The organism is Devosia yakushimensis (assembly GCF_030159855.1).
Lineage (GTDB): Bacteria > Pseudomonadota > Alphaproteobacteria > Rhizobiales > Devosiaceae > Devosia > Devosia yakushimensis.
On record NZ_BSNG01000003.1, the window covers coordinates 73,693 to 91,496 of the forward strand.

Here is a 17,804-nt window from a genome sequence, read left to right on the forward strand (position 1 = left end):
ATCAGGGCGTCCGGGCCGGCACGGTAACAAGGCCGATGCGGCTATAGCCGGCAGCCGACAATTCACCCATCACTTCCATGATCGCGCCATAGGCTGCCGTGGTGTCGCCGCGCACGTAAAGCCGCTCATCGGTGCCTTCCACCGCCAGCGCCTCGACGCTGGAAACCAACGTTTCCAGCGTCACCTGCTCACCCTCGATGGAGAGCGCGCCGCTGGGTTCCACCGTCACCGTGATCGGCTTGGTCTGCAGCGGCATGGCCTGCGCCCGTGTCTCGGGCAGGTCGATCGGCACGCCCATGGTCATTAGCGGCGCAGCCACCATGAAAACGATCAGCAATACCAGCATCACATCCACCATGGGGGTGATATTGATCTCGCTGATCGGCGCCCGGCCCCGGCCGCGCTTGCCCTTGTTATTGCCTAAAGCCATGCCCATCAGAGCGACTTTCCGGCATCGAGCTGGCGCGACATCAACGCCACCAGGCGATTGGCAAAGCCTTCGAGCCGCGCGATCAGCTTGCCCGCATCGGCACTGAGCTTGTTATAGGCGATAACGGCGGGAATGGCCGCGAGCAGCCCCAAAGCCGTCGCCAGAAGGGCCTCGGCAATGCCCGGCGCCACCACGGCGAGGCTGGTATTTTCCGCCGCCGCAATGGCGGTAAAGGCGTTCATAATGCCCCAGACCGTGCCGAACAGGCCCACAAAGGGTCCGGCGCTGCCGATGGTCGCGAGAAAACCCAGCCGCTTTTCGAGATCGGCGCTCTGTTCGCTCACCGCCAGGTCGAGCGCGATTTCGAGCCGGCTTTGTAGCCCCACCGCATTGGCGGCATCCACCGCATGGCTTTTGTCCCATTCGTCCATGGCCGCAAGAAACACCGCCGAAAGCCCGTGCTGGCCGCTGCCGGCATAATCGGCCCGCAATTCGGCCAGGGGACGGCCCGAGGCAAAGGCCTTGTCGAAGGCGGCCATGTCGCGCTTGGCCTTGCCATAAGCAGCCATCCGGTTGGCGATGATAGCCCAGACCCAGACCGAGGCAATGACCAGCCCGATCATCACCGATTTGACCACCCAGTCCGCCTGCATGAACAGGGCGAACATCGAAAAATCATGCGCTTGCGCAGCTGCCGTTTCCATCGCTCCGCCCCTCAGACGCCGAACGCGATTTCAGGACGCGTTGTGGTAACGAGGCCATCAAGGCAGGCCGTGGCGGCAATATCGGTGCCTTCGCAGGCAGTGATGTCGTTGATCAGCAGCCGCCCGATGCCATCGCAGGCCAGGTTCTTGAGTTCGAACTGCAAGACCTTGGTCTTGCCCTGGGTCAGCCCCTTGAAGTCCAGCGTCACGATACGATCGATGGCGCCATCGACGGTAAAGAAGGCCACTTCGACCGCCGCCCGGTTGAGCTCGCCGCCCAGGCTATTGGTGGCGAGGAACGTCACCCGGCAGCCCGTATCGGCCGGCTGCAATGCATTGAGCTCGAGCGCCAGCGATGGGGCGGGCGCAGACGCGGCCTCCTGAGCCAGCACGGGACCGGTCAGCGCGAGCGCGCCGAAGAGAAGGGCGGAGAGGATTTTAGACATCAGGCAACCTTGCTGGATGGTGCCGCGGCAGACAGAAGCTGCGCCGATTGCGGCAAGACGAAAGGAATATTGCCGGCGGGCAATGCGCCCACCCGCATGGGGCAATCAAAGACCTGGGCGATAAGCGCATCGGTCAGCACCTCGGCGGGCGTGCCGCGGCCGGCGACCGATCCCTTGCGGATCGCCACGATCTGGTCGGCATACATGGCCGCCAGATTGAGGTCGTGCAGGATGGCAATCACCCCGCCACCGGCGGCGGCGAACTGGCGGGCCACATCCATGATCATCAATTGATGCTTGATATCGAGGCTCGAGACCGGCTCGTCGAGAAACAAAAACCGCGGCACGCCATCGAGCACCGGCAACCAGACCTGGCAGATGACCCGCGCCAATTGCACGCGCTGCTGCTCGCCGCCCGACAATTCACCATAGAACCGTCCGCCGAATCCGGTGAGATCGACCCGCGCCAGGGCCTCGTCGGGCAGGCGCCGCAGCGCGCCCAGCGACACGCCCGGCCGGCCGGCCGTCAGCCCCAGTGCCACCACTTCGCGCACGGTAAAGGGGAAAGGCAGGTTGCTCGATTGCGGCAGCACGGCCCGCAGCGTCGCCGCCATGCTCAGGTCCATGGCGCCCACATCGTGCCCATTGATCCTAATGCCGCCGCCAAAGGCATAGTCGCGGCAGAGCGCCTTGAGCAGCGTCGACTTGCCCGAACCATTGGGGCCGATAATGGCCGTCACCTGCCCGGGCAATGCCCTGAAGCTGATGGCATCGAGAATGCGGCGGCGGTCGATTTCGACCGAGACATTGTCCACTTCGATCATGGCGTCACCAGGCCAAAGCCGCGCGTTTGCGCAGCAATATCCAGAGGAAGAAGGGGCCGCCCACCGCAGCCGTGACGATGCCGATGGGCAATTCGGCCGGCGCGACCACAAGTCGGCTCACCGCATCGGCCATCAGCAGGAACGAAGCGCCCAATAGAGCGGAGGCCGGCAGCAGATAGCGGTGATCGGGCCCGACCACGAGCCGCAACAGATGCGGCACGACAATGCCGACAAAGCCGATGCCCCCGCTGACCGCGACCGATGCCCCCGTCGCCGCTGCCACCGCCACGATAACAATGCGCTTGAAGCGCTGCACCGGCACCCCCAGGTGCCCGGCCGTCGCCTCGCCCAGCGTCAGCGCATTGAGCCCCTTGCCCATAAAGGCAGCCGCGCCCAGGGCCACGATGATGATCGGCCCAGAGGCCATGATCTTGGTCCAATTGGCGCCCGACAGCGATCCCATGCCCCAAAAGGTCAGGTCGCGCAGTTGGGCATCATTGGCGATATAGACCAGCACCCCCGTCACCGCCCCGGCCAGCGCCCCCAGCGCAATACCGGCCAGGAGCATGGTGGCAATGGCGGTCTGCCCGCTGCGGGTCGCCACCCGATAGAGAATGAACGTGGTGATGAGCCCGCCAATGAACGAAGCGATCTGCAGCGCATAAATGCCCAGAAACGCGGTCAGCGGCGCCAGCGCCGTCGTTCCCAGCACGATAATGCCCACCGCGCCCAGCCCCGCTCCGGCCGAAACGCCCACCAGGCCCGGATCGGCCAGCGGATTGCGGAAGAGACCCTGCATCAACAGGCCCGATACGGCCAGCGCCGCCCCGATCAGCACGCCCAGGATCATGCGCGGCAGGCGGATATTGTAGATCACCGCATGATCGCGCAGCGCCTGCAGCTCGCTTTCCGGCACAAGGCCAAACCAGCCCCCGATAATGGTCCATGCCGAAGCCCCCGAGGCACCCGTGGTCATCGAAATGACCATGGTCGCAACCAGCAACAAGGCCAGCGCCGCGACCACCAGGCGCCCCAGGCCACTGCGGTCGCCTGCGGCGCGCTCCGCAACGGCACCATTGATGGACATGACCTGGGCCACTCGCCTATTCCCCGTAGAGCGCGTCGACGAGGTCAGAAACGGCCTCGGCCGTGCGTGGGCCGAAGCCCAGCAGATAGGCTCCGTCAAGCCGCACGATGGCGTGGTTGCGGCCCGCTTCGGTCAGCGCAATGGCCGGATTGGCGATCAGGTCGGCATCACTGGCGCTATGGTCGCCCCCGCGATCCATCATCAGGATCACATCGGGCGCCGCTTCGATAATGGCTTCCTCGGTCAGGGCCTTGTAGCCCGAATATTCGTCGATCGCATTGACCGCCCCGGCCAGTGCGATAATGCCATCGGCGGCCGTATCGGTGCCAGAAGCCTGGATCTTGCCACCCTGGGCCGAGAGGATGAAGAGCACGCGCTTGCGCTCGGCGATATCAGCGGTGCGCGCCTCGACCGCCTTGAGCGCCGCATCGATCTCGCCCGCCAGCACCTCGGCCTTGTCAGGCACGCCCAGCGCCTGGCCAACGGCCCGTACCTTGACCAGGATGCCCTCATGGCTGAAGCCCTCGGGCACGGTCTGGTAGTCGACCCCGGCATGAGAGAGCACGTCGAGCGCTTCCGGCGGGCCGCTGCCTTCGATCACCAGCAAGGCGCTGGGGCTGACCGAGAGCACACCTTCGGGCGCCAGCTGGCGCATGTAACCCACATCGGGCAGCGCCACCGCCGCCTCGGGATAGGTCGCGGTGCTGTCGCGGGCAATGAGCTTGCCCTCTTCGCCCAGTGCATAGATGATTTCAGTCAGCGAGCCGCCGATCGAGACCAGCCGCGAGTTATCGGCGAAGGGATGCAGGTCCTGCGCGGCCGCGGGAAGCGCAGCGAATGCTACCACAGCGCCAGCGGCCAAAAAATTCTTCAAGGACAAAGTCATGGCAGAGCTCACGCGGCGTGGGTTTGAGAGAAGAGCGGCAGCGATTCGACGATGGTCCGCCAGGCGGCGCGCTCGTCATGGCCTTCCTGGCGCTTGCCGAAGAACTGGATGATCAGCTCGCGCTGGGCGTCATAGACTTCGACCGAAGTGACATGGCCATCGGAGGTCGGCTTGCGCACGGCCCAGACGGCGGCGATCTGATCGAGCCGCAGGTGCAGGTGGAAAGTGGGGTCCATCACATTGAGCCAGGGCCCCATGGCCTTGATCTCCTTGACCGGGCCGGAATGGATCTGGATGCAGCCGTGATTGCCCACAAAGGCCATTAGCGGCAATTCGCTCGCGGCAGCCTCTTCGAAGAGCTTGGCGACAGCCGAGTGATCGAGCTGGAAGGCATAATCCTCGCCCACCATTTCGAGCGCATCGAGCCGGGGCAGGTTGAGCGCCTTGAGCATGCCGAAAAATTGGTGGGTATCCGTCATGGCCGACCAGCGCTCGCGCAGCTCGGGAATGCCAGCGGCCTCGCCTAGCGGTTCAGGCGTCTCGGCGGGCGAAACGGTGATGCCCTCGGACTGGTCAGGATGGCGCAGATTGGCGATCAGCAGGTCCCAGGCCTCGAAATTGGTCGCGGGACGCGCATGTACCTTGTGCACGGCCACGCCCTGATAATCGAAGAATTGCAGCGAGCGGCGCACCGCGCCCTCTTCACCCACCTTGTCCACGGCAAAGCCGAAGGCCCAGCACGAGGGGAAGATGCGCAGATCGATCTGTTCGCCCAACACCATCGAGGCGCGCGGGCCGATCACCACCTTTTCGTAAGGCCCGATCTTTTCATGCACCGCGCTCTCATTGCGGGTCAGCGCCATGACTTCGCCACAAGCCCTCAGGCCATTGAGCAGCAGATCGAGATCGGGCTGCAGGCGCACTGCGCTCCGGCCCACTTCGGCGGCAACCAGCTCGCCCTCGGAAATGCCGTGGATACGGGCAAAATCGCGCTCGCGCATTTCGGGGTGACGCGCCCGCAGGTCGCGGATTTCGGCGGGAGTCTTGGCGGTTTTCTCGGTCATTGATTGGCCTATTTGGTCAGAATGAGCTTGTCCTGGCGGGTGATGCGCAGCCGGTAGGGCGTGCCATTGTGCAGCACCACGATCTCCCCGGCCCCGCCGAACAATTCGGCGGTGGTGACGATTCGGGTGCCCGGGGGCAGCGCGCCGGCCGGCTCAGCCGGCAGTGATGGGTCGTTTTGTTGCGTCACTAAACTCTCGTCGCAGCAGGGATTTGGGGCGCCGGAAGTTTTGCGCGGCCGCATCCACATTTTCTTGACTCTACTAGTCACCTTAATTACAGGACGCAATAGGTGATTTTAAGAGTCAGCTTTAAAGACCGGATCACGAACCAGCCAGCCAGCCGCCAGCCAATCGACAAACAAAGGACTATTGGAGTTAACGATGGGGCTGGTCAGGTCGCATGCGGCCGCACTGATGTGCGGCGCAGCGCTGGGTGTGGTTGGAACTATGGGCGCTTTCGCCCAATCCACCACCACAACGAATGCAAGCAATATCACGCTGCTGGAGCGTCTGGTGATCGGGGCGGGGGCGCCCAAGGTCGCCATCGACACGCCGCAGGCCGTGACGGTGGTCAATCAGGCCGATATCGATGCCACACAGGCCACCAGCATTGCCGATGTGCTGAGCACCGTGCCGGGTGTCTCCATCATCGGCTCGGACCGCATTTTCGGCGAGTCCTTCAACATCCGCGGCATCGGCACGGCCGAGACCTCGGGCGATGAATCCCGCATCATCATCAATGTCGACGGCGCCAAGAAGTTCTACGAGCAATACCGCATGGGCTCGTTCTTCTCCGATCCCGAGCTTTACAAGCAGGTCGAAGTGCTGCGCGGCCCCGCTTCCTCCACTCTTTATGGTGCAGGCGCGCTGGGCGGGGTGATCAATTTCACCACCAAGGACGCCTCCGACTTCATCACAGACGGCCATACCGGCGCCGCCCGCCTCAAGACGCAGTACAGCTCCAACGGCAATGGCACGCTGCTTTCCGGCATCGTCGCCCAGCAGGTCAATGAGAGCTTTGACATCCTCGCCGCCGGCAATTGGCGTCGCTCGAACAATTTCGACCTGGCCAATGGCAACGAGCTTTCCGGCTCCGAATTCAGCGCCCTTTCAGGCCTGATCAAGGGTACGGCCCGGTTCGGCGAAAACGACGAACAGGTCCTGCGCCTGTCCTACCAGCGCTGGAGCAGCGATGCCGACAACCAGGATTACGCCCAGACCGGCACCGTGGCCCAGTTCGGTCTGGTCGACCGTGAAGTGGTCGACCAGACCGCTGTCCTGAGCTACGAGAATGCCGATAGTGATAATCCCTGGGTCGACCTCAAGGCCAATCTGTCCTTCTCGGATACCTACGTGACCCAGTCCAATTCGGCAGTCGGCAATATCGGCGATGCCGAATATGGCTACCGGACCTGGCAGGCCAATATCCAGAATACCTCCGAATTTGATCTCGGAGACTGGATGCATTACCTGACCTATGGTGTTCAGGGCAGCTATCAGGACCGCATCGCTTTCACGACGCTCCCGGTTCCCAACCCGGCCATCACCACCCATCCCGAAGGCCAGGACACGCGTCTTGGCGTCTTCGCGCAGAACGAAGCCGTCTATGATGATCGCCTGACTATCATTGCCGGCGGCCGCGCCGATTTCGTCTGGCAGACTCCGGAGGAAACCTCCAAGGGCGAACATAATATCGAGGACGTCGCGCTCTCGCCCAAGATTGCGGCAATCTACGACGTCAACGACAACTTCTCGGTCTTCGGTTCAGTGGCGCACACCCAACGCCTGCCCACACTGGACGAGCTTTACCAATATGACACTCTGCGCTCACCCAGCCTGGGTCTCGAAAAGGAAAGCTCGAACAATTACGAGGCTGGTTTCGCTCTTTCGGGCTATGAGCTGATCCAGGAAGGCGACCAGGCCAGCGTCAAGGTCACCGGCTTTTACAGCGACCTGACCAACCTCATCGAAGTTTCGCCCCGCGTTGCCGGCAATACCTATTATCGCAATGTCGGCGAAGCCACGATCTACGGCGTAGAAGTGGAAGGCGCCTACGAGTCCGAACGTCTGTTCGGTCGTGTCGCCTATACCGCAACCGTCGGCAAGAACGACATTACCGGCGCGGCCCTCACCTCGATCCCGGCCCATAAGCTGGTGGTGACCGTGGGCGGGCGCGATCCGGAATATGGTATCGAATATGGCGCCAAGGCCACCTTCGCGGCCTCGACCGAAACCGGTGTGACCCCGGCGGCCGGCGGCGCGGCAGGTACCCCCGCCTATGCCACGCTCGATCTGTTCGCCTCCTGGAAGCCCACCACCGGGCCGCTGGAAGGCAGCGAACTGCGCTTCGGTATCGACAATATCTTCAATGCCGATTACCGCGACAACCAGACCCCCGACCGCTCGCTGGGCCGCACCTTCAAGGTAACCCTGGCCAAGCAATTCGACTGGTAAAGACCAGCAGGCCCCGGATGAAAATCCGGGGCCTTTTTTTCATTGGGCCAGAGCAAACCTTCCAGCACCCACCGCGTCTCTAGAATGACATGATGGCAAAAGCCTACCTCGCAAACGCCTCCCGCAGGCTTTCCGCAAAAGCCTCGGCATGCGGTTCGAAGCCCATATGATCGCCCGGAAACGCCACCGGCTCCGTGCCGAGCCCCTTTGCCACCGCCAGGCTCATGGCCTCGATCGGCTGGCCCGCCGATTCCGCCCCGATCGCCACCACGATCTTGGGGCTACCCGCCCGCAAAACCGCGATATCGGGGCGATAGCGCCCCAGCGGCAGCATGCCATGGGCCAGCCAATATTCGAAATTCCCGCTGACCCGCGCAAAGGTTTCGGCCGCCTCGGGCGGCATGTCGAATTCGGGCATATCCTCTCCCGCCTCGCCCCCCAGCCCGTTTTCGGCGAAGAACTGCCCCATGGCCGCCTCGACGCCATCGCGCCGATAGGTGTCGTACAAGCCCTGGTCGGCGGCCAGCATCTCGCTGGGATCATCGAGCAGCATCATGGCAGGCGGCTCATGCGCCACCAGGGTCCGCACCCTGTCCGGATAGCGGGCCGCCAGGTTGAACCCGATCTGCGCCCCGCCGCTGGTGCCGAACACAAAAGCGGGCCCCTGCCCCAAAGCCGCGATCAGCGCCGCCGCATCGTCGGCCTGCTCATCGACCGACAGCGGCTGGGGCACGCCATCGAAATGACTGCGCGAATTGCCGCGCGGATCATAGGCCACGACCGTAAAATGCTCGGCCAGATGCCCGGCCAGCCCGTCGAAGACGCCCGCATCCTGCGGTCCGCCAGGAATAACAAGCACAAGCGGCCCCTCTCCCCGCTTCTCGTAATAGATATTGGCGCCCGGAACCTTGAGCACCGACTGCGTCACCGCCCCGCTCATGGCTTTTCCTCCCCGCGCGGGCTGCTCAGCACCAGACGATTGCCCTCGCTGTCGCGAAATTCAGCAACAGTCAGCCCCGGATCATAGGGCGCCGCCTGCGGCTCGGTGACGATCTCGACGCCACCGGCCTTGAGCGCCGCGGTGCGGCCGGCGACATCGGCATCGATCAGCACCAGGACCGGCTCGGCCGACGGCGTCTCGTCCCGCCGCCGCACGAAATGCAGCGCCGTCTCGGCGCCGGGAAACTTAAGCTCGATCCAGCGCCAGCCATCGGCGCTCATCGGCACATCGGCCGCCACCGAACAGCCCAGATGGGCGAGATAGAAGGCCTTGGCCCGGTCCTGGTCGAATACGGCAAGCTCGGCAAACTGGATATGCATCGTCATCTCCCTGTCGTGTACTAGACCGTCCAGTACTGATATTGCATCAAACTAGACTGTCCAGTACTATTCTGTCAAGCCGAGTCGAGATCCCGGCAAATGGACGGATGGACAATGAGCACCACGACTGAGGGTTCGGCACCCCCGACCCGCTCCGAACAAAAACGCCAGGCCATCCTGGCGGCGGCGACCGAGATCTTTCTCAAAAGCGGCTATCTCGGCACCAATATGGACGAGATCGCCGCCCTGTCCGAAGTCTCCAAGCAGACGGTCTACAAGCACTTTTCCAGCAAGGAAGCGCTCTTTATCGAGATCGTCACCTCCATGACCGGCCGGGCCGGTGATAGCGTGCACAACCAGATCGCCGACCTGCCCGACGGTGCCGATGTCGCCGATTACCTGCTCGATTATGCCGTCCGCCAGCTCCTGATCGTGCTGACGCCGCGCCTCATGCAATTGCGGCGCCTGGTGATCGGCGAGGTCAGCCGCTTCCCGGAACTGGCCAAGGTGCTCTACGAACGCGGCCCCCAGCGCGCCATGGCAGCCATGGCCGCCGCCTTTGCCCGCCTGGCCGAGCGCGGCATGCTCGACCTCGACGATCCGGCCATCGCCGCCTCCAATTTCAACTGGCTGGTCATGGCCGAACCGGTCAACCGCGCCATGCTGCTGGGCGATCACGCCATCCCCTCCGAAGCCGAATTGCGCCGCCATGCGGCAGAGGGGGTGCGGGTGTTTTTGACGGCTTATGGGAAGAATAGGTCCCCGCGCTGAACCCTTCCCACCCGCCGCCTCTCCCTCGGGCTCGACCCGAGGGCCACTGTCAGCCCGGCACCCAGCGGCGAGTGATCCTCGGGTCAAGCCCGAGGACGCAACGGTGGGTTGGGACACATCGTATCCAAGCACCCCTAATTCAAAAACACCGTAACCTTGTCCCCCCGCCCCTCGGCATCCACCACCGAGAGCGTTACATAACCCGCGCCATCGGGTTGCCAGGCATTCTGGCGGGCAAAGGCGGAGCGGCCGAAAGGCGCGCCATTGGCAAAGAAGGTGAAGGGCGGCACGCCGTCGCGCACCTTCACCATGAGCGAAGCCATACTGCCCGAGGCCAGACCCAGATCGACATCCACCCCATCGGCCGGAAAGGCGATTTTTGGCGCTGCATCGCGCGCCACCACATCTTCATTGGGGTGGCGGAACCGGCGCAGCGGCGCCGGCAATTGGGTATTGGAAGCAAAGAGTACCCCCGGCGGCGCCTTGCGCAAGGGCGCCGCGCGATTGCCCAGCCGGTCGAAAGCCTCGAACAGGATCGGCGCAGCCCCGGTAATCCCCGATAGCCCCGGCACGGGCGCCCCATCGGGCCGCCCCACCCAGACGCCGATCACCGTCTTGCCGTCAAAGCCAATGGCCCAGGCATCGCGATAGCCGTAGGAGGTGCCGGTCTTGTAGGCGATGCGGCCAGGCGAGCCGTTGAGCGGGGGCGGCACATCGGCCAGGATATCGGCGACATACCAGGCCGAAACCGGATCGAGCACCGGCGCCGCCTTTTCGAAGGCCAGCGTCGTATCGGGCCTTACCCCGTCATGCAGATCCATGGGCGAGCCACCCCGAGCGATCGCGCCATAGATGGACACCAGATCGCGTAGCGTGATCCCGACCCCACCTAGGCCCACGGCCAGGCTCGGCGCCGTATTGACCGGCAGGCGCGGATCGGCATGGGCCCGCTTGATGCGAGAAATCAGCCGCGACGGCCCCACCGCATCCAGCACCACTACGGCCGGGATATTGAGAGATTCCGTCAGCGCCTGCCTGATCGTCACCGTGCCCCGGCTGAAGCCGTCGAAATTGACCGGCACATAGCCGCCAAAGGCGGTGGGCCGGTCTTCGATCAGGCTTTCGGGATGGGCCAGGCCCAGTTCGAACGCCAGCCCATAGATCAGGGGTTTGAGCGTCGAACCCGGCGAGCGGACCGCCGAAGTCATGTCGACATAGCCGGCGCTCTCGGCATTGAACAATCCGGCCGAACCGACCGAGGCCAGGACCTCCCCGGTCTGGATATCGGCGGCGACAATGGCGACGGAAACCTTGGGATCGAGCTGGCGCGCCCGCGCCGCGCCCAACCGCTCCAGCGCATCCTGCAGTCTTTTATCGACGGTGAGCCCGATCTGCTGCACGCCTGGCTGCGCCCGCAGGGCCTGCTCGGCCATATGGCTGGCCAGCATGGGAAATTGCTTGCGAGCCACCGGAATGGGCTCGTGCTTGGCGGCCTCGGCTTCTTCCGCCGCAATGGCCCCCGCCGCCACCAGCCGGTCCAGCACCATGTCGCGGCTGCGCCGTGCAGCATCGGGGTCGCGGTCGGGCCGCCGCGCCTCGGGCGATTGCGGCAGGGCCACCAATAACGCCGCCTCGGCCGTGGTCAGCCGTGTCGGCTCCTTGCCGAAATAGGCCAGGCTCGCGGCCCGGATGCCCTCGATATTGCCGCCGTAAGGCGCCAGGGTCAGGTAGAGATTGAGAATCTGGTCCTTGCTCAATTGCCGCTCAAGGCTATCGGCATGCACCATCTGGCGCAGCTTACCCCAGAGATTGCGCGTCGGTGCCCCCTCGATCAGCCGCGCCACCTGCATGGTAAGGGTCGAGCCGCCCGAGACGATATTGCCCCCTGCCCCAACATATTGCCCGGCCGCCCGCAGCATGGCGCCCCATTCGACGCCATGGTGGCCGGCAAAGCCGCGATCCTCATAGGCCACCAGCATATCGAGGAACCGCCTGTCGACCTGCGCAATGGTGACCGGCAGCCGCCAGCGGCCATCGGCCGTGGTGAAGGGGCGCAGCAATTGCCCGTCCCGATCCACCACCGCTACCGAGACCGGCAGGCTCGCCAGCTCGGGCGTGGGCGGCAGGCTCGCTGATATCTCCCCGATCACCGAGCGCATATAGAGCGCGCCGCCGGCGGTGAGCCCGCCGGCCACCAGGCACAGGGCGAGCACCAGCCGCCGCCAGCGCGATTTGCTGCCTTTGGCTGGTGCCCCCTGCTCGGTCATGGCCCCGCTTGGGTAACCTCGATCCGGCCGGCCGCGCTATTGGCCCGGAATTCGGGCCGATACATATCCTCCACCGTCGCCCCCGGCAGGGTGAAGCCGCCGGGCGAAACGGCGCGGACCATATAGGCAGTCTTGAACGTCCCGATATCGGAGAAATAGCGGAAGGCGGCGACGAACTGGTCGGTGCGCGATTCCACATGGGTTGGGCCATCGACCGTGAGCCAGGCGAAATCGGAGACACCACCGCCCGCCGACAGATCGGGATTTTCGATCTCGAAGCCCGCCGGCAGCGGATCGGCAATCACATATTGCCCCGAGCCCAGATGCTCCGGCTTGACGGTCAACAGCACCACCAGCCGCTCGTTCTGGGCAATTGGCGCGGCCTGCGGATCGATGCTCGTGCCATCGGGCAGGAAATATTCCCGCGTGATGGTGAAGCCATTGCTCGAAACCGGCGGCGGCGTTTCCGGAATCGCTGTTACGGTCACCTTGGCTTCCGTATCGGTCGAGCCATTATTGGTGATTTCGACTGCCGCCGCTTCCAGCGCTTCCTGCTCGATGCGGCGATAGACCGGCCCGGTCAGGGCCTCCCCATCGATCGAGATCGAGCCATCCGTGCTGTCGCGGCCCACGGCCGCAGCCGCCAGCAGCGTCCAGCTGTCTTCCTGGGTCGAGGTATAGCGGGCCCGGTCGCGCAGCTTTGCCAATTGGCTGGTCAGAAGCGTGATATCGACACCGGCCGGCTTGAACTCGGCCGCCAGCGTCAGCACGCCCGCCGTGTCGCGCAACAGGCTGCCATAGTCCGAGCGATAGCGATTGGGCTGGTCGGCCTTGCGCAGATCCTCGACAGCGGCCAGGAACGCGGTTTCCGAGCGGGTCGTATCGCCATAAAGCGCCAGCGCCGCGCCGAGCTGGGCTTTGGCCAGCGGCGAAGCGAAGGCATCGAGCCGGGCTTCGAGGTAATAGCGCAGATCGCCGATGGCGGCACGGCCGGCACGGGCCAGATCGTGCAGTGCATAGGCGATGGCTTCTCCGCCATTGTCGAAGTCGGTGGCGTAGGAGAGCTGGTTGGAGAGATTGTCCAGCGCCATGTTCATGGCTTCCTCCGGCACGGCATAGCCTTCCGCCTTGGCCCGGATCAGGAAGTCGGTGACATAGGCGTCCAGCCACAGATCCCCGCCATCGAACGGCCCCCAGAGGCCGAAGCCGCCGGTGGACGTCTGCTTGGCCAGGGTCGAGGCGATGGCCTTGGTCACCGTCTCGTTGAGCTTGTCGTCATTGCCCACCCCGATCATGCTGGCCACTTCGTTGAGATACAGCAGCGGCAGGGCACGGCTCGAGGTCTGCTCGGCGCAGCCATAGGGATAGCGGTCAAGCGAGAGCAGCAGGCTTGGCACATCGAGCCGCGCCAGCGGACCCACGGCCAGCGTGAGCGCCCCGGTATTGGCCATATAGCTATCGAAATAGCTGTCCTCGATGCGCACCGTCTGTCCGGCCGGAATGGGAACCACCCGGCTGGTCGTCACCGGACCGCTCTTGGCCCGCACGCCCAGCGTCAGCTCCTTCTTCTGCACCGTGCCATCGGGCGCCGTAATGGTCAGCACCACGGGCCAATCGCCGATCCCCGTGCCGGTAAGGCTGAGGTCGAGCGAAGTTCGCGCCCCCTGTGCCAGTTCGACATCCTGGTTTTCAGCATCGGTCGCAATGCCCTCGCCGGTGCTGAGGGCAACGCCATAGCTGCCCGCGGCCCCACTGACATTGTTGACCTCGACCAGAAGGCGCGATTCATCGCCCACGCGCAGGAAGCGCGGCGGGCTCAGCGTCACCACCACCGGGTCGCGCACGATGACATCGGCCGAAGTATGGCCGACGGCCGTATCGGTCCAGGCCATGGCCATCAGCCGCACCGTGCCGGAAAAGTCCGGCATCTCGAAGGTGACGGACGCATTGCCCTCGGCATCGACCTCGACAATGCCCGAATGCAGCGCCACCAGCACCGAAGTGGGCGGCGGCGTGCCCAGCCGCGAGGCCCCGCCATCGCCACCCGAGCGCATGGCGCCCGGCAGGCCCTGGGTCGGGTCGATCAGCAGACCATAGAGATCGCGGATTTCCATGCCGAGCTGCCGCTGGCCGAAATACCAGTCATCGGGTGCCGGCACCTGGAAATTGGTGAGGTTGAGAATGCCCAGATCGACAGCGGCAACGGCCACATAGGCCTTCTGCCCCGCCGCCACATTGCCCAGCTTGACCGTGGCGGTGAAGCTCTGGCGCGGCAGCGTTTCCTTGGGCGCCTCGATGGTCGTGGCGAGCCTGAGATCGCCCGGCTCGACATCGGCAAAGGCCAGCCCCAGCGCCCGCGAGGGCATACGCTTTTCATTGGCGTCGGACGGACGATAGAGCACCGCCGTCACATAGGCGCCCGGCCCCCATTGCTCGGTGACCTGTAGCGGCACCGTTGTGCCGCCCTCGGGCACCTCGACGGCGACCATGTCGATGATGCGGTTATCCACCACCATCACCAGCGCGGTCCCCGCAAATTGCGGATCGAGCTTGAGATTGGCGGTTTCCCCCGCGCGATAGGCCGGCTTGTCCAGCGCCACCTGCAGGGTATCGGGCGTATCGCTGCCAGCATCGGCATAATAATAGCCGGCATAGAAATCATAGCTCGACGAGGTCGGGTTGGGCCCCTCGCTCTCGATATCGAGCAGATAGCGGCCCCAATCGACATTGGCGCCGATCCGGGCCGGCCCGCCATCCACGGTATCGAGCGTGCCATTGGCGACTTCGCGCGTCGTGGTAATGGCTTCCCACTTCCACGTGCTGCCGTCACGATACCACTGATAATTGGTTTCGATGCGCGACAGCGTCCAGTTGAGCCCGCTCTTGGCGATGATTTCACCCTCGGGCGAAACCGTCACGATATCGAATTCAGCCTTGGATCCTTCTTCCAGGCCCGAGGCATCGGTAAAGGCCGGCTTGATGCCGATCCGATCGACATCGGCCAATACCGGCCGCGTCAGCGAACGCTCGACCGTGCGGCCATTGCTATCGACCAGCCGCAGGATGATCTGGGCTTCCAGCGGCCGCGTCGTCGATTGCGGCTCAGGCAGCGTCACCGCCGCCACGGCCTTGCCGGCCTCGTCGGTGGTACCAACTACGCCCAGCGGCTCGCGATTGGTTTCGATCGTGTCATCCACCCGGCCGAACGTATAGCCGGGGAAATCCGCCAGCGTTGTCCGCGGCCGGATCACCGCATCGGCTTCCACCGACAGGCCCGGCGCCGTGGCGCCATAAAGATACTTTGCCGTGACATCGATCGGCGTCTCGACGCCGGTCTCGACCGGCGCATCCGGCGCAGTGATATCGAAGGCCAGCCGCTCGGGCTCGAAATCTTCGACGAGGAAGGCAACGCTGGTCAGCGCCTGCCCCTTGGGATCGGCATAGAGCCGCACGGTCCAGGAGCCGCGCATCGCATCGCCCACCATGGGCAGCGCGGTGAAATAGCCACCGGCCCCGCCATCGCGCAGCACATCGCGGCTCGCCACCACGCCGTCGGGGCGCTCCACTTCAATGGTCAGTGGCAGGTCCTTGACCGCCTGCGCCCGCGCATCGCGCAGGATGGCGGTGAGATAGACCGTTTCCCCCGGCCGGTAGACACCGCGCTCGGTCGTCGCGAACAGGTCGAGCGGCCCCGGCGAAGGCCGCCCCTCAACGCCGCGGTCGGTCAGGTCGAAGGCGGGCTTGGACAGATCGAGGAAGGCATAGTCGCCATCCTCGGTCTCGGCCACCAGCAATTGCGGCGCCTTGCCGCCCGTGCCGCGGGCCAGGCCCGGCGCGAAGACCGCGCGGCCATCGGCATCGGTCACCGCTTCGCCCAAAATCTCATTATTGACCGCCACCAGCCGCACATCGATCCCGGCGCGTGGCTTGGCATCGTCCAGGCCACGCACAAAGGCATGCACGCCATCATCGCCCGCAATCGTGGTCAGCCCCAGATTGGAGACGATGAACCATTGCGTGGCCAGGCTATCCCAATAATCGGCCTCGCTATCGGCCACCTTGGCCGTCACCACATAGGCGCCGGGCGGAATATCCTTGAGCACATCGGAAACCGGAATGGCCGTGGTGGTCAGCGCATTGGCCGCCCCCTTGGCCAGATCGACCTTCCCGTCCCAGATTTTCTCGCCATATTGGTCGGCGACATTCTCAGCCGAATAACCGGTGAGCGAGCCCTGGAAAATCCCGTCGCGCACCGCCGCAGCGATGGAGCGGTCCCCGATGCGATAGATCATCACATCGGCCGTTTCGGCATTGACCGAGGTGATCGGCAGCCCGCCACCAAGGCCAGCCGGCATCACATAGGCATTATTGGCAAAGGCCACGAAGGGTGAGCGATCGGGCACATAGACGTCGAGCTTGACGTCCTTGCGCAGCGTCTCGCCATCGGCCGATGGCAGTCCGGCCCGAACCTGAATGGCATAGCGGGCGCCATGCTGCAGCCCATCGATGCAGATCTGGCTCTGCTCAGTCTCCACAGCCACCTGCGGCGCATTGGGCACCACCACATAGCCGGAAAGATCGGTATCGCCCGTAGGCAATGGATCGGAAAACACCACGCAGATGCGCGGCGAGGCGGATTCGGAATCCACCTCATGGCTGGTAATGCGGAAGCCGTGCTGGGCGATCACATCGTCCAGATGCGCCTGCAATTGTTTGCTGGGCGCCAGTGCCAGGCTCGCGCGATAGGTCGCGATCACCTCGCGCCACATGCTGCGATATTCCATGCCCTGGGCCAGGGCGGCCAGTGAATGGGCCCGGTCGTCGCGCTCGGTCGAGCGCAGGAAGGCATTCATGGATGCCGATATGCCCACCGTCGCCATGTCATAGCTATTGTCGCCCTCGGCCTGTCCGGCCACCGCTTCCGCCCGGGCCAGCGCCACATCGGCCAGCTGCTGCCACACATCGCGGTCATTGCTGTTGATCGCCAGCGCCTGGCGGAACGCCACCATGGCTCCGGCCGGATTTTCGTCGGCAACGGCCTGCTCGGCGGCCGCGATCAATTCGGCATAGCTGGTCTTGGGCGGCGGGGCATCGGTATTGGGCAGGGATTCGGCAAAGCCCTTGGCCTGGTAGATCAGGTCCTGCGGCGGAAAGGGCAGCTCGGACTGGCGAGCCGCTTCGGTGGCGGCGGGCGTCGGCGCCCGGCTCACCCGGCCTGACGTGGCGCCGTTGAATTCGGCCACTTCCCCGGCATTGCCCTTGAGGAAACACCAGTTCGATTGCGCGTTGAAGGTAAAGGCGCGGCAGATATTGTCATCCACGCAGGCCGTGCGGCAGGCCTCAAGTTCGGTATCCCGAACTATGGAATAGTCGAACCCCGGCAGGTCGGTATTCTCCAGCAGCGTCACTTTGACGTCCGCCGCCTGCGCATTCACGAGACCCAGCCCCATAAGCGCAAGCACGCCAAACCAGCCGATTGCCCTCAGCTTGCCCATAACCCCAGCCCTCTCCATACCCACTCGCGGCACCACCATAGAAGGCACCGCCATGC

At 64.5% G+C, this 17,804-nt stretch carries 14 protein-coding genes; 2 read left to right on the forward strand and 12 right to left on the reverse strand.

Annotated features, from left to right (window positions below):
* Position 1: 1 nt before the first annotated feature.
* Genes QQL79_RS18955 through hemP form a run of 8 tightly spaced genes read right to left on the reverse strand, consistent with a single transcriptional unit; the run spans position 2 to position 5,629 of the window.
* Complete coding sequence (locus QQL79_RS18955) at positions 2 to 436, reverse strand: ExbD/TolR family protein (RefSeq protein WP_284393524.1); 435 nt, start codon at positions 434 to 436, stop codon at positions 2 to 4.
* Positions 436 to 1,134 (reverse strand): protein TolQ, encoded by a 699-nt coding sequence (gene tolQ, locus QQL79_RS18960; RefSeq protein WP_284393525.1) that lies wholly within the window; start codon positions 1,132 to 1,134, stop codon positions 436 to 438. The genes QQL79_RS18955 and tolQ overlap by 1 nt, the downstream gene beginning before the upstream one ends.
* 11 nt (positions 1,135 to 1,145) lie before the next feature.
* On the reverse strand, positions 1,146 to 1,580 hold the full coding sequence (locus tag QQL79_RS18965; protein ID WP_284393526.1) for a hypothetical protein: 435 nt from the start codon (positions 1,578 to 1,580) through the stop codon (positions 1,146 to 1,148).
* Positions 1,580 to 2,404 carry a heme ABC transporter ATP-binding protein gene (locus tag QQL79_RS18970; RefSeq protein ID WP_284393528.1) on the reverse strand — a complete coding sequence of 275 codons (825 nt, stop codon included), beginning with the start codon at positions 2,402 to 2,404 and terminating at the stop codon, positions 1,580 to 1,582. The genes QQL79_RS18965 and QQL79_RS18970 overlap by 1 nt, the downstream gene beginning before the upstream one ends.
* 4 nt (positions 2,405 to 2,408) lie before the next feature.
* Positions 2,409 to 3,491 carry a FecCD family ABC transporter permease gene (locus QQL79_RS18975; RefSeq protein ID WP_284393974.1) on the reverse strand — a complete coding sequence of 361 codons (1,083 nt, stop codon included), beginning with the start codon at positions 3,489 to 3,491 and terminating at the stop codon, positions 2,409 to 2,411.
* Between the two features lie 16 nt (positions 3,492 to 3,507).
* Complete coding sequence (locus tag QQL79_RS18980; RefSeq protein WP_284393530.1) at positions 3,508 to 4,377, reverse strand: heme/hemin ABC transporter substrate-binding protein; 870 nt, start codon at positions 4,375 to 4,377, stop codon at positions 3,508 to 3,510.
* Between the two features lie 8 nt (positions 4,378 to 4,385).
* Complete coding sequence (locus tag QQL79_RS18985; protein ID WP_284393532.1) at positions 4,386 to 5,441, reverse strand: hemin-degrading factor; 1,056 nt, start codon at positions 5,439 to 5,441, stop codon at positions 4,386 to 4,388.
* Between the two features lie 8 nt (positions 5,442 to 5,449).
* Positions 5,450 to 5,629, reverse strand: coding sequence for a hemin uptake protein HemP (gene hemP, locus QQL79_RS18990; protein WP_284393535.1), 180 nt, complete (start codon positions 5,627 to 5,629; stop codon positions 5,450 to 5,452).
* A gap of 193 nt (positions 5,630 to 5,822) precedes the next feature.
* Here hemP and QQL79_RS18995 point away from each other — a divergent pair, with 193 nt between their 5' ends.
* Complete coding sequence (locus QQL79_RS18995; RefSeq protein ID WP_284393537.1) at positions 5,823 to 7,895, forward strand: TonB-dependent receptor domain-containing protein; 2,073 nt, start codon at positions 5,823 to 5,825, stop codon at positions 7,893 to 7,895.
* Between the two features lie 103 nt (positions 7,896 to 7,998).
* On the opposite strand, the gene QQL79_RS19000 is transcribed toward QQL79_RS18995, so the two are convergent.
* Together QQL79_RS19000 and QQL79_RS19005 are read right to left on the reverse strand one after the other, a co-directional pair.
* Positions 7,999 to 8,835, reverse strand: a complete 837-nt coding sequence (locus QQL79_RS19000) for an alpha/beta fold hydrolase (RefSeq protein WP_284393539.1) — start codon at positions 8,833 to 8,835, stop codon at positions 7,999 to 8,001.
* On the reverse strand, positions 8,832 to 9,215 hold the full coding sequence (locus QQL79_RS19005) for a VOC family protein (RefSeq protein WP_284393541.1): 384 nt from the start codon (positions 9,213 to 9,215) through the stop codon (positions 8,832 to 8,834). The genes QQL79_RS19000 and QQL79_RS19005 overlap by 4 nt, the downstream gene beginning before the upstream one ends.
* A gap of 114 nt (positions 9,216 to 9,329) precedes the next feature.
* On the opposite strand from QQL79_RS19005, the gene QQL79_RS19010 reads away from it, so the two are divergent.
* Entirely contained in the window at positions 9,330 to 9,986 is a 657-nt protein-coding gene (locus QQL79_RS19010) for a TetR/AcrR family transcriptional regulator (RefSeq protein ID WP_284393543.1), read from the forward strand.
* A gap of 134 nt (positions 9,987 to 10,120) precedes the next feature.
* On the opposite strand, the gene pbpC is transcribed toward QQL79_RS19010, so the two are convergent.
* Positions 10,121 to 12,253 carry a penicillin-binding protein 1C gene (pbpC, locus tag QQL79_RS19015; protein ID WP_284393544.1) on the reverse strand — a complete coding sequence of 711 codons (2,133 nt, stop codon included), beginning with the start codon at positions 12,251 to 12,253 and terminating at the stop codon, positions 10,121 to 10,123.
* Complete coding sequence (locus QQL79_RS19020; RefSeq protein WP_284393545.1) at positions 12,250 to 17,748, reverse strand: alpha-2-macroglobulin family protein; 5,499 nt, start codon at positions 17,746 to 17,748, stop codon at positions 12,250 to 12,252. Before QQL79_RS19020 ends, pbpC begins: the two co-directional genes overlap by 4 nt.
* Between the last annotated feature and the right edge of the window lie 56 nt (positions 17,749 to 17,804).

Bases quoted from the DNA above. Each gene is read 5' to 3' on its own strand.
- QQL79_RS18955 (WP_284393524.1), bottom strand. From the start codon at position 436: ATGGGCATGGCTTTAGGCAATAACAAGGGCAAGCGCGGCCGGGGCCGG.
- tolQ (WP_284393525.1), bottom strand. From the start codon at position 1,134: ATGGAAACGGCAGCTGCGCAAGCGCATGATTTTTCGATGTTCGCCCTG.
- QQL79_RS18965 (WP_284393526.1), bottom strand. From the start codon at position 1,580: ATGTCTAAAATCCTCTCCGCCCTTCTCTTCGGCGCGCTCGCGCTGACC.
- QQL79_RS18970 (WP_284393528.1), bottom strand. From the start codon at position 2,404: ATGATCGAAGTGGACAATGTCTCGGTCGAAATCGACCGCCGCCGCATT.
- QQL79_RS18975 (WP_284393974.1), bottom strand. From the start codon at position 3,491: ATGTCCATCAATGGTGCCGTTGCGGAGCGCGCCGCAGGCGACCGCAGT.
- QQL79_RS18980 (WP_284393530.1), bottom strand. From the start codon at position 4,377: ATGACTTTGTCCTTGAAGAATTTTTTGGCCGCTGGCGCTGTGGTAGCA.
- QQL79_RS18985 (WP_284393532.1), bottom strand. From the start codon at position 5,441: ATGACCGAGAAAACCGCCAAGACTCCCGCCGAAATCCGCGACCTGCGG.
- QQL79_RS18995 (WP_284393537.1), top strand. From the start codon at position 5,823: ATGGGGCTGGTCAGGTCGCATGCGGCCGCACTGATGTGCGGCGCAGCG.
- QQL79_RS19000 (WP_284393539.1), bottom strand. From the start codon at position 8,835: ATGAGCGGGGCGGTGACGCAGTCGGTGCTCAAGGTTCCGGGCGCCAAT.
- QQL79_RS19005 (WP_284393541.1), bottom strand. From the start codon at position 9,215: ATGCATATCCAGTTTGCCGAGCTTGCCGTATTCGACCAGGACCGGGCC.
- QQL79_RS19010 (WP_284393543.1), top strand. From the start codon at position 9,330: ATGAGCACCACGACTGAGGGTTCGGCACCCCCGACCCGCTCCGAACAA.
- pbpC (WP_284393544.1), bottom strand. From the start codon at position 12,253: ATGACCGAGCAGGGGGCACCAGCCAAAGGCAGCAAATCGCGCTGGCGG.
- QQL79_RS19020 (WP_284393545.1), bottom strand. From the start codon at position 17,748: ATGGGCAAGCTGAGGGCAATCGGCTGGTTTGGCGTGCTTGCGCTTATG.